General features: G+C 73.8%; 7 protein-coding genes. 4 read left to right on the forward strand and 3 right to left on the reverse strand.

Annotated features, from left to right (window positions below):
• Nucleotides 1–6,031 (reverse strand): hypothetical protein (locus VFV89_RS14950; RefSeq protein ID WP_329706749.1); only part of this gene is annotated, 6,031 nt, incomplete at its 3' end.
• 4 nt (nt 6,032–6,035) lie between these two features.
• On the reverse strand, nt 6,036–6,605 hold the full coding sequence (locus tag VFV89_RS14955; RefSeq protein WP_329706750.1) for a hypothetical protein: 570 nt from the start codon (nt 6,603–6,605) through the stop codon (nt 6,036–6,038).
• A 215-nt stretch (nt 6,606–6,820) separates the two neighbouring features.
• Between VFV89_RS14955 and VFV89_RS14960 the strand changes: the two genes are divergently transcribed.
• Nucleotides 6,821–8,611: a hypothetical protein gene (locus tag VFV89_RS14960; RefSeq protein ID WP_329706751.1), complete on the forward strand. Its 1,791-nt coding sequence runs from the start codon at nt 6,821–6,823 to the stop codon at nt 8,609–8,611.
• Between the two features lie 165 nt (nt 8,612–8,776).
• Here the strand turns inward: VFV89_RS14960 and VFV89_RS14965 are convergent, their stop codons facing one another.
• Nucleotides 8,777–10,027 carry a DUF222 domain-containing protein gene (locus VFV89_RS14965; RefSeq protein WP_329706752.1) on the reverse strand — a complete coding sequence of 417 codons (1,251 nt, stop codon included), beginning with the start codon at nt 10,025–10,027 and terminating at the stop codon, nt 8,777–8,779.
• 541 nt (nt 10,028–10,568) lie between these two features.
• On the opposite strand from VFV89_RS14965, the gene VFV89_RS14970 reads away from it, so the two are divergent.
• The 3 genes from VFV89_RS14970 to VFV89_RS14980 all read left to right on the forward strand — a co-directional run.
• Nucleotides 10,569–10,727 carry a hypothetical protein gene (locus tag VFV89_RS14970; RefSeq protein ID WP_329706753.1) on the forward strand — a complete coding sequence of 53 codons (159 nt, stop codon included), beginning with the start codon at nt 10,569–10,571 and terminating at the stop codon, nt 10,725–10,727.
• Between the two features lie 8 nt (nt 10,728–10,735).
• Nucleotides 10,736–11,059: a hypothetical protein gene (locus tag VFV89_RS14975; RefSeq protein WP_329706754.1), complete on the forward strand. Its 324-nt coding sequence runs from the start codon at nt 10,736–10,738 to the stop codon at nt 11,057–11,059.
• A gap of 354 nt (nt 11,060–11,413) precedes the next feature.
• Nucleotides 11,414–12,024: site-specific integrase (locus VFV89_RS14980; RefSeq protein ID WP_329706755.1), on the forward strand; the 611-nt coding region annotated here is incomplete at its 3' end.

The following is a 12,024-nucleotide window of genomic DNA, read 5'->3' on the forward strand; positions in this document are numbered from 1 at the left end:
ACAGCACGTCCAGCTCGAGGTCGCCGACGGGGATCTTCTGCTGGCCGGAGAGGCCGAGGCCGATCCGGCCGGCATCGGTGGCGAGGCTGAGGTTGAGGTCGCCGAGCGGTACGTCGACCGTGTCGGCCGCGGCGACCGCGAACCCGGTCAGCATCGAGAGGACATCCGGCAGCGGGTGCGCCACCTCGCCCCCGGACAGGATGCCGGCGCCGGTCAGCGCCTCGGACAGCGTCGGCCCACCGGCCCACAGGGGGTTGCCGAGGACCGGGTCGGCGGCGACCAGCGCGACCTGGGTCGCCAGCGGGACCGCCCAGCCCTCGACCAGCGCCTGCGCGGTCTCGGCCGCGGCGGTGACCCCGGCCGACGGCGCCAGCGAGACCACCAGCGGGCCGTCGCCGCCCTCCGACGACAGCGGCAGCAGCCTGGCCCGCAGCGCGCCCGCGGTGTCCAGGTCGAGCACGAAGCGGGGAACGGGCGTGACCCCGATGCCGCTCAGGTCCACGCCCGCGGACAAGCTCAGGTCGACACCGGCGGCGCCCACCTCGACGTTCGCCGACATCAGCGCCGGCGCATCGGCCGGGGCCAGGTCGATCGCGAGGCCGGCGACCGGACCGTCGGTGCCCCAGCCGCCGGTCACCTGCAGGGTGCCCTGGCCCGCGGGCAGGTCGAGCGACCACCGCACCAGCCCCGCTCCCGGGGCGTCGAGGTCGTTCGTCAGGACGGGGACCACCTTGAGCAGGTCCACGGCGGCCTGGGCGAAGCCGGCCCGCTCGGCCGGCGTGATGCCGTCGAACCACGCCCCGGTCAGCATCGCCTGGAAGCCCGCGGTGTGGGCCGCGAAGCCGCCCACGGCATCGTACAGGCCGAGGTGGCCGGCCGCGGTGAGCACGTGCTCGAGCCATGGGGGGTGCGGGGTGGTCGCCTCGTCCAGGGCCCGGTCGAGCACCGCCGGCAGCAGCGCCGCCGCCGTCCCGCTCAGCGCGCCGAGGCCGCTGAACGTCGGGAGGATGGTGATCGGCGGGACGCCCTGCGGGGTCACCACGAGGCTGAGCCCGGAGCCGCTGGCGCCGAAGGTGACGGCGACGTCGGGCCACGACCCGCTCAGCGGGGTCGCGAGGGTGAGGCTGCCCGCCGGGCTCGGGTGGAGGGCCGAGTCGATCTCGACGGCGACCGCGAGCTCGAGGACGCCGCCGATCGGTGCGGTGGTGGTGGCGCCCACCGACACCGAGCCGGGGGCGGTCCCGGCGGTGGCGGTGAGCGAGACCCCTCCCGGGAGCTGCAGCCCGGGGCCGGCGGGCATGGCCAGACCGGTGTTGAGCGCGTCGAGCAGCCCCTGGATCCGGGAGAGGTCGAGTCCGGTCCCGGCGCTGCCGAGCGCGTCGGCCAGGAACCGGCCGGGCTCGTGCAGGAGCGTGCTGAGCGCGGAGACGTGCAGGCCGGGGGCGAGCTGGCCGAGGACCGTGCTCAGCACGCCGGTGGCGAGGATGTCCGGCAGCGCGTCGGCGAGGTGGGTCGTCAGCTCCTGCGGCGTGGGGGTGGGCAGCAGCGGGACGTCGTGCACGAACGGGTCGACGTCCAGGGTCACGGTGCCGGTGTCGGTGCGGTAGCGGAGCGCGACCGCGCCGAGGTGCGCGACGAGCTCGGCCGCGGCGTGGAAGGCAGGCAGGGCCACGTCGACGTCGGCGCCGACCCAGACCGGGCTGGCCAGGTCGGTGGTGGTCTCGATGCCGGTGTGCCAGACCGGGCCGTCGGGCCGCAGGAACAGGCCGTACGGCGAGCCGGCCGGTCGGTAGCGCCAGGCGCCGTCGTCGCCCTCGGCCACGAGACCGGCCCAGCCGGCCGGTCGCGCCACGGCGGTGGGGATCCGGGCGTGGAGCCAGCCGACCGGGTCGGCGCGGAGTGCCGCGAAGGCGTCGGCCGAGAGTCCGGTCACCCTCGCGGCGTCGGTGGCCACCAGCCCGAGCGCGTCGAGGGCGTCGGCGAACGCGGTCGTCGCGGTGGTGTCCGGGCTGTCGTCGAGCCCCGTGCTCCCCGCGAGCGCCTGGGCGAATCCGGCGCCGACCAGCGGGGTCGCCCTCGGGTCGGTCAGCCCCGCGGTGGCCACGGTGGTGCCGTGCCATGCGGCCTGGTCGAGCCTGGCGTCGAGGACGGCCCGGACCCCCGCGGGCGCCGCGGCGTCGGCGGTCGCGGTCACCCCGACCTGGAGCGCCCGCAGCCGCCCGTCGGGGTGGCCGAGGCCGGGGCCGCCGACCAGCCAGCCGTCCTCCCGGGTCAGGTCGAGCTCCACCCGCAAGAGGTGCTGGGGCCGGGGCGGGGCCGGCGGTGCGTCCACGAGCGGGACCTGGCCGAGCCCGTGGCGGACCCGCGCCGAGGCGGTCGGCGCGTCGGGCGTGTTGCCGAGCGAGACCGGCATCGCCATCCCGTAGGACAGGTGGGTGACCGCGGCGCGCGGCTGGCCGGCCAGCTCCTCGGCCCGGGCACCGGCCGCGGTGGCCAGGCCGGCCACGACGTCGTCGCTGAGCACGCCGGTGATCGCGACGACCGGGACGTCGCCGAGGTCGAACGGCGGGGTCTGGAGGAACGCCGCCTCGGGGTAGGGAGCGGGCTCGTCCAGGGCGCCCGGGCTCGGTGCGGGCCGGTAGCCCTCGAGCGCGAGCTGCAGGTGCGACAAGGCGTCGCGCACCGGGGAGGCCGGCAGGTGCGGGGCCAGGACGCCGGCCAGCCGGACGGCGTTGCCGAGGTCGGGGTCGCGCAGGAACGGGAGCGGCGCGCCGAGGTGCGGCGTACCGAGGGTGACCAGGCCGCCGACCCGGTCCGCGTGCGCGGCGGCGTACGCGCGGGCGACCAGGCCGGCGGTCGAGTGCGCCACGAGGGTGATCGGCCCGGGGTGCAGGACGGCCAGCCGGTCGGCGACGTGGGCCAGCTGGGCCGCGCCGTGGTCGAGGTCGCCGGGGGCGAGCTCGACGGTGTAGTAGTCGGCGACGGCGGTCACGTCGTCGAGCGAGATCGTCGTCGGCTCGATGCCGGGGCGGCGCAGGTCGAAGTGCGCGCTCGGGTCGGTGGGGCCCTGGCGGGCGGGGGAGGCGAGCAGCGCGTCCCAGACGGTGCGGTCGGTGAAGTCCGGCCCGACCAGCAGCACGGTGCGGGGTCCGCCGTGACGCAGCTCCTCGACGTGGGCCAGGACGTCGGTGATCGCTTCCGGGTGGGTGGGGAGCAGGTGGTGGGCGGCGTCCACCTCGGCGCCGTGCGCCCAGCCGAAGACGTCGGGCGCCTGCGAGTCACGGGGCACGACGCCGTCGCCGGAGCGCACGTGCACGTCGAGGAAGACCAGTTGCTGGACGAGGTCGGCGACGCTCAGCCCCCGGATGAGGGAGCGCAGCTCTATGTCGTACTGCGCGAGGTCGCGCAGGAGGACGGCCAGGTCCTCCACGGCGGCCACGGCGGCGGCCCGGGTGCTGAGGCCGTCGAGCCAGGTGACCGGCGGCCCCTCCGGCTCGAGCCACACCTCGAGGTCCGGCCCCGTCCGGCCGGCCCCCGGCCAGGCCATCCGCCACGGGTCCTCGAAGGTGCCGGCGCCGTCGAGGAGCCCGGCCAGCGCGACCCCCGCCTCGTCGACCAGTTCCTCGCCGGCCTCGACCACGTCGCCGGTGATCTCGGCCAGCAGGTCCGACCCCAGCGAGCCGACGGTGCGCAGCAGGCTGGTGAACGCCGCCTCGCCCTCGCTGCCGACGTGGTCGACGAGCCTGCGCAGCCACGCGCCGACCGCACCCAGCGGGTCGCGCAGGACCAGGCCCGGGTCGGCGGGGTCGACGAGGAGCGGGCTGTCGGCGTCCAGGCCCGGCAGGTGGCGGTGCAGCCCCAGCAGCGCGGCGGCGAGCTCGGTCTCCGACCCGGCCTGCTCGGCGAGCAGCACCACGACCAGCCGGACCACGCCGAGCAGGTCGTCCAGGCTGAGTCCGAGCGCGGCCGCCGAGCCGGGCAGGTCGCCGAGGTCGAAGCTGACCGCGGGCGGCAGGTGCAGCTCGTCGACGGTCAGGTCGTCGGTGTCCACCGCCAGGTGGAGGGTGTCGGCGCGGAGCTGCCAGCCGAGCTGCCCGCCCGGGCGCCAGCCGAGCTCGGCGGTGACCGCGTCCAGGCCGAGGGAGACCGCACCGACCTCGGCGTCGACGACGGGCTGGATCAGCAGCGTCAGCTGCTGCGCCCCGAGCAGCGAGACCCGGGCCGGGCCGGACGCCGGCAGGTCGAAGGTGAGGAGCTCGCCGACGAGGGAGAGCCGGGCGTCGCCCGAGTCGGCGGTGACCCGGAGCCCGATCCGCAGCTCGTGGACACTCGGGTCGGCGGCGGCCGGCTGGTGCCAGGCGGCGATCTGGAGCTCGGCGCCGCCCAGCGCGGAGACGGTGACCGTCCACGGGTCGGCGGCCGTGCCCGCGGTGGTGCTGACGGCGCCGAGCCCGACCAGCTCGGCCACCTCGCGCAGCAGGAACCGCCAGCTGTCGGCGTCGGCCAGCACGCCGCGGTGGTAGGCGCCGATGGCGGCGGAGGGGTTGACCACGAACCTGGTCAGGTCGAGCTGGTGGGTCCACCCGGGCAGGTCAGTGCCCGGGTTGGCGGGGTCCTCCGGCGCCACCAGGCCGACCAAGGCCGCCAGCCGGCGGCCGGCCCCGGTGCCGAGCGCCTGGGTGATCTCGTCGACGACGAGGTCGGTGAGCGCGGCCTCCACGCTGTCGACGTTGGTGAGGTCGAGCCGCGGGTAGGGGTCGGTGTCGAGCCGGCTGCCGAGGAGCACCAGGGTGGGCGCGAGGGCCGAACCGTCCCAGGCGAGGCCGGCCCGCAGCGACCCGAGCTCGACCGGGGTGGAGGTCACGAGCGGCCCCCCGCCGGCCCCCGTGGCGACGACGACCAGCTCGGCCGAGGGGAGCAGGACCGGTGCGCCGGCCCCGGCGAGTGGTACGTCGACCAGCCGGGCGTCGGCGGTCAGCAGCAGGTCCGGGGCGCCGCCGCCGAGCGGGCCTCCGACGCTCACGCCCGCACCGATCCGGAGGTGCCCGTCGACGACCGCCGCGGTCACGAACACCTCGCCGCCGGCGAAGTCGAGGAGCGTCACCCGCCACGGGGTGTCCGTCGTGCCGGTGCCGAGCGTCGCGACGTCGGTGCCGAACAGTCCGGCCAGGTGCTCCAGCCACGGGCCCGCCGTGGCCGGGCCGCTCGTCCCGACCACGTCCGCGAGCCACTGCTGGACGGCACCGCTGCCCTGGGCGAGCTCCGCGAACGGGAACGCCGGGATGGCGTCGGTGTCCGCGAGCCCGAACAGCGCCAGGAGGTTGTCGGCCAGCCGGGTCAGCGCGGCGTCACCGGACGCCTCGGCCAGCGCGATCTTCAGCAGCGCGGCCAGCAGGTCGGGCGCCCGCTCGCCGAGCTCGGCGACGTCCATCACGGTGTCGGCGGGCGGCTCCCCGGTGAGGCTCAGCCCCTCCAGGACGATCTGCAGCGACACCTGTGGGTCGTCCGGGTCGGGCACCAGGGTGGCGCGGGCGGTCAGCGCCGCGAGCCCCACCGGCCGGTCGGGCGGGTCGTACACCCACCCTGTCTCGACCCGGAGCTCGGCGACGACCGGCTCGGCCGGCGTACCGACCACCAGGTCGATGTCGGCGCCGGCCCTGAGCACGTCGGCCTGCAGCCGCAGGGACGCCGGGACCGCCGCGCCCTCCGGGGTGTGGAAGTCGCCGGCCAGCCCGAGCACCAGCCCCGCCGGGCTGTCGTCGACGGTCAGGTAGAGGTTGCCCTGCGCCTGGTCGCCGAGCAGGGGGTGCCACTTCTCGCTCGTCGGCCTGCCTGGCTCCGGCGTCGGGGGGAGCGCGAGGTCGAGGAACTGGACCAGACCGGCCCGCTGCTCCGGGGTCCGCAGTGCCCCGGTGAGGCGGGCCAGCGGCCCGGACAGCCAGTCCGGGTCGAACGACCCCGACCCGTCGACGATCCCGGCCGCGCGCGCGAGGGCATCGAGCTCGTCGGGGAGTCCGAGATCGATGCTCATGGGATCAGGTGTGGGGGCGTTCTCTGAGGGCGGGGCGCAGCCCGCGGGCGACCCGGTCCTGGAGGTGGGTGGTGGCCAGCGAGACCACGGACACCGGCTTCTCGAAGGCGATCTCGAGCTGGTCCGAGCCGACCCTGATGGCGACCGGGGTCCGGCCGTCACCCACGACCTCGACGAGCCGCGCGAACGCGGCCCACACGACGTCGCGGAACAGCTCGCCCCAGCGCGCGGCGACCTGCGGGTGGCCGAGTGCCCGCGCGTCCGTGGCCGCCACCAGCGAGGCCGGACCACGCTCGGCGCCGAAGACGAACCGGGTCATCAGCGGCGCGACCCCGAACTCCTCGGACTCGGTGTCGACAGCGACCACGACGGTGCTGTCGACGGTCCGCACCTGCAGCTTGCCGACGTGCAGGACGATCTGGGAGCCGCCATCGGTCCAGACCACCTCGGGGCTGCCGACGTGCTTCGGACCGGTGAGCGCGTCCCGGAAGCTGCTCGCCAGGACGGCTGTCGATACCCGGCCCACCGCCCCCTGCCCGGCCGCGGCAGAGGCGCTGAGCGCCGAATCGCTCATGGCTACCTCCAGGGCACGCTGGTGATCCGATTCGCCGGCCGCGGCGACCCCATGAAGTAATTGGCGATCAGGTTGGCACTGGGTGCGGTGGGTGTCCAGTGTCAGTTTCGCCCTGACGTGCGCTCGACGGGTCTCCGGCGCGCGCCGCGCGCGGGTCCGACCCTCGTCCGAGTCGGGCGCATTTGTGTCGGCAGCCTTGGTTACCGTCGCCCGCAATGGCCAGCCACACCCTCATCGACTCCGACGAGTCCGCCGCCGAGCTCGCCTCGCTCCTCAACGGCACGGCGCGGACCCGCCCGACGGCGGTCGTCACGATCGCCGCCGGCCAGCCCGAGCCCTACATCGACGTCGAGGAGGTCGCCGACCAGCTCGACGGCTTGGTCGACGTCTACGTGGTTGCCACGGGCCCGCACACCTGGACGTTCTCGAACGCCATGCGCGAGGGGACGCAGGTGTACGGCGGAGCCGGCCGCGTCTACCCGGTCGGCCACGAGTGGGTCGATGACCTGTCCAGGTCGCCGTTGCGGTTCGCATGGGGGAGGGCGGAAGGCCGGCGTACCACCCAGCGGCTGATCGACGACGGGCTGGACATGGCTGCCGCCGCCGGGCTTCTGGGCGGCAGCGCGCCGTCGCCGAGCCGGGTGCGGCGCGAGGGCGTGGTCCGCCGGGCCGACAACGAGCGCGCCTGGGTCGACCTCGGCGGTGGCGGCCTCGACATGGGCGTCGTGCCACCCCAGCTGGCCGAGCCGGAGCTGCCGATCGAGCGTGTGCTCCAGCCGGACATGGTCGTCTCGGGTGTCCTGGACGTCGATACCCGCTGGTTCGACATCCGCGAGAGTCGGCTCGATCCGGCCAGTGCCCTGGCGGGCTACGTCACCGGTGACGTCGTCCTCGCCCAGGTCGTCGAGGTCGACCTCGACGACGCGACCGCGAAGCTCCACCCCTCGGTGACGGTGAGGCTCGGCCGGGCCGACGTGACCCTCGACGCCTCTGACCTCCGGACGTTGCTGTCCCCCGGAGAGGTGGTCGCAGCGCGCGTGCTCGGGACCTCACCGTGGTGGCTGACCCTGCTCGACATCGACGAGGAGCCGATGCCCGCGGCCAGCCTCTATCCCGGCGGACCACCGTGGCTGCTTCCTCCGGTGGAGACCGAGCCGGTCTTCGAGCCACCGGAGCCGGACGTCGTCGCGAGTCCGGCGCCCGCCCACCAGGAGGTCGTCCCATCGCCTTCGCCGGCCGGGCCGCGCAACGGCGCGCGAGCGGCGTTCAGCCCGGCGGACCTGGCACGTCGGCAGGCAGGGGAGACCGAACCCGCTGCGCGCTCAGCCGCGCCCGCACCGGCACCTGTCCCACCTTCTGGAGCGGCCGTGCAGGGGCTCTCGCTGAAGGTCACAGAGCTCCAGGCGCGGAGCCGGGCCCTCGAGCTCGAGCTCGCCGACCTGCGCGACGAGGTCGCGGCGATGAGGTACGAGCGCGACCAGCTGGAGTCGCTCAAGCGCGCCACCGAGCGCCGCGCGAACCGGTTCGAGGCAGAGCTGCGGAAGTCGCGCCTCGCACTGCGCCGAGCCACGTCCATCCGGCCCAGCGCCGCGCCTGTCTTCGCCGACCGCGAGCGCGGGTTCCGCCACCTCGTCGAGGCGGCGTGGGTCCGGCGGATCCCGGTCGCCGAGCAGCCGGACCGCGAGCTGTCGGACTACGTCGTCACCGAGGCGTTCCTGGACAGCCTCGACACGGTCGAGGGCATCACCACAGAGAAGGTGGCGGACGTGGTGATGGAGCTCCTGACCGGGATCGCGGAGACCAGCCCGGGCCGCGACATGCACCGGCTGCGCTCAGGACCGGGTGGCGACAACCCGGCCCGACAACGTGCTCACGACGGTGCGGTCTGCTGGCGGCTGGCCCTGCAGGTCAATACTCCGTCGGCGCGCAGGCTGCACGCCTGGAAGCTCCCCGACGGACGCTGGGAGCTCGCCAGCGTGCGCAAGCACGACGACGTCGAGCCGTAGTCCGTCCCCCCCGAGAGGGCCGGTGAGGTAGGTCAGGTCGACCCCGTGGGCCGGGTAGTGGTGCCGGGCGAGCTCGACGTACGCCGGCAGCTGGTCGGCCCGGTGGCTGCCGGCCTCGGTCTTGAGCTCGATCAGCCACAGCCCACTCCGGCGCCCTTCGGCTTCTCACGTCCGCCGGTTGAACCGCACACGGCCGTTGGGTAGCCGAGTGAGGTCGTAGCGGCGGTCATGGGCTCGGTGGTGGTGGAAGGGGCACAGCAAGATGGCGTCGGCGAGGTTGGTGCCGGCGCCGTCGGCCCAGCGGCCGTTGCCGTGGTGGGCGTCGCACCAGGCGGCGGGGATGTCGCAGCCGTCGGCTCGGCAGGTGGGCTGGGTGGCGGCGAGGGTGTCGCGGCGGGTGCCCTTGTAGAGGCGGGTCAGCCGGGCCTGGTCGAGCGGCACCGAGTCGCCGCCGAGGACGACGGGTAGCAGGTTGGCGTTGCAGGCGAGCCTGCGGGCCTCGGAGGCGCTGATCGGTTCGTCGCCGATCCAGGCCACGCCGGCGTCGCCCAGCTGCTCCAGCAGGGTCTCGTGGTCGATGGTGACCACCACAGTGGTCGCGTTGCCGCCATGGAGCGGGAGCCGTTTGGGGTCGACGTCCTCCAGGAACGCGGCGAAGGCATGGCCGAGGCGCTGGGGGTAGGGGCGTCGATCGTCGGGGTTGACAGCCTCGGTGCCGTCCGGACGGCGGGGTGACGCGTAGGGCTCGAGGTAGGTGAAGAACCGGCGGGCGACTCCGTCGCTGACCCGCAGGAAGATGTCAATGACCCCGTCGCCGCGGCTCCGGCTGGTCACCCGAGTCAGCGATGACGCGTGCGCCTCCTCGCGCTCTAGCGCGCGGCGCTCGGACTCGTCAGCGACCTCGGGCGCCACGACATGGAGGACCCGGCGTCCCAGCACACGGAGCTCTTTGGGGCCGAACAGCGCGGCCTGGGCGACCAGCTCGGTCTCGGCACGGCTGAGCACCTCGGCGTCGACCTCGGCCGGCAGAGCGTCGAGAGACGCCACGACCGCCTCAGCCTGATCGAGATTGACCTCGCCTTGGCGCAGGGCCCGCTGTACGTGGGTCCAGCGCTGATCCAGAGCCCGCCCCAGCCGCTGCAGCCGCCTGGCATCGGAGCGCCCGACCAGGGTCGTCCGGGCCAGCCACGCGGCCGCGTCACGGTCTGCGGACTGCTCCGCGACGTCGTCGGCCGACACGAGTAGTCGCAGCCGCAGCTCCTCGGCCCGGTTGAGGACGGTGCTGAGCCCGACGAGCGCCGCCGTCTTGTCCTCGGTGCGCATGAACACCGGGTCCACGTCCGTCACGTCCTTGAGCAGGGCGGCGATCGCGTCGACGCAGACAAGCACCGGATGGGCCGGCGTGGTGGTGGTCATGGCGCTCCGTCGTCGTACCGCCCGGGACGCACCCACCGGACGACGGACTCGGGAGCAAAGGAAGTCGAGTCCCGCGTGCTCTGCGTCAATGACTATTCGAACATACATTCGAACATACATTCGAACATTGGTCAAGTCTCACGGCCGGCTTCGTCATGTCGCAGGACTTCGGTGACGGTCTGTATCAAGACATCGGTGACACTTCTGGTCGCCCGCCTGTCGACGGCTTCTCGGAGGTGGTCGGTCCGCGCCCCGGGTCACTCGACCGGGGGAGGAGTGCAGACCTCGCACCTGGCTGGTCCCCGTGGCCCAGCCAGGGCGAGGCTGCCGGCTCGCGGTGGCCCGCGAACTGGTCGACGTTCGGGCGGGGTGCGCCCGGAAGGCCACGAGGAAGAGCGGCGGCAGGCCTGGCGGCGGGGTGGTGTGCGTAGCTTGCAAATCGGGTCTCCTCGGTCGGTGCGCTGAGGATGCGATCGACCTCCGAATCAATGCCGATGGGCGATACTCGGGCGCGGAGACGAGCACGGGGAGCGGGCACGGGATGGCAGGACGCGACCAGGTCAGGCCGATGCGGCGGCTGGCGCGACTCATGGCCGTCCTGGACCAGGCCGGGCGGTACGGCGCGACCGCCGACCGGCTGCTCGCGGTGGGCGACTACGGCGTCGCCGCTCCGAGCGTGGTCTCGAGCCGGTGGTCCTGAAAGGCGGGATGGGCGCACGGCAGCGGGCAGCGGCGACGCAGCGCCTCATCCCGGTCGAAGACGGTCCGCCACTCCTCGTGGTCGCGACAGGTCACTTCGTCGGCGAAGGCTTCGACTGCCCCGCGCTGGACACGCTGTTCCTCGCCGGGCCCGTCTCGTTCAAGGGGCGACTGGTCCAGTACGCCGGACGTATCCTCCGCGCGCATCCGGGCAAGGAGACCGCCGAGGTCCACGACTATCACGACATCGACATGCCGGTGCTCGCCGCCGCCCTCGCCAAGCGCGCGCCGGGTTACCTCAGCCTTGGATTCCCCGATCCGCGAGCGATGTGATCGTCCGAGATGAATCAAAGCGGTGGGCGATACTGGGTTTGAAGACGCCCGGTGGAGATCTGACCATTGGTGGCCTACGCTGGCAAAATAGCCTCTGACCTGCGGTTATGTGCTGAACACGTGGGGACATAAGAGGGCGTGCAAGGGCACAAGTGAGCCCCACTAATGCACGCAGAGTGCACGAGACGGCTCAATCGCTCGGAGGAAGCCATGCCACGGAAGGCCACCAGACGCGCTTTTGGCACCCTCCGAAGACTACCGAGCGGGCGCTACCAGACCTCGTACATCGGACCGGACCAGGAACGCCACAGCGCTCCAGCCACCTTCGGCTCGAAGATCGACGCTGAGGGTTGGTTGGCACTCGAGAGTCGCCTTATCGCGCTCGGCGAGTGGACGCCACCCGAGCTCCGAGCGAAGCTCAGCGACAAGTCGCTGACGCTGGGGGAGTACGCCGAGACGTGGTGGGCCGAGCGCGCACTGAAACCGACCACGCGCGAGCACTACCGCTACGTCCTCAACCGTGACCTCATCCCCGCCTTCGGTAACACCGAGCTGCAGGGCATAACCCCTGAGTCGGTGCGCACCTGGTACGCCAGCTACGACCCAAGCACGCCGACCGTGCGCTCGCACGCCTACTCGCTGCTGCGCACGATCCTCGGCACCGCGGTCACTGACGGCTTGCTGATCGCGAACCCCTGCCACATCCGCGGAGCGGGCAACGTGCAGCGCGCACACAAGGTGGAGCCGGCCACGCTGGCCGAGCTCGAGACCATCGTCAAAGAGCTGCCGGACCGGTACCGCGTGATGGCGCTGCTGGCCGCCTGGTGTGCCATGCGGTACGGCGAGCTGACGGAGCTGCGACGCAAGGACGTCGACCTCGAGGAGGGCGTGGTCCGGATCCGTCGCGGAGTCGTCCGAGTCAACGGCGAGTTCATCGTGGGCACCCCGAAGACCGACGCCGGCGT

This window comes from Nocardioides sp. (assembly GCF_036274455.1).
Lineage (GTDB): Bacteria > Actinomycetota > Actinomycetes > Propionibacteriales > Nocardioidaceae > Nocardioides.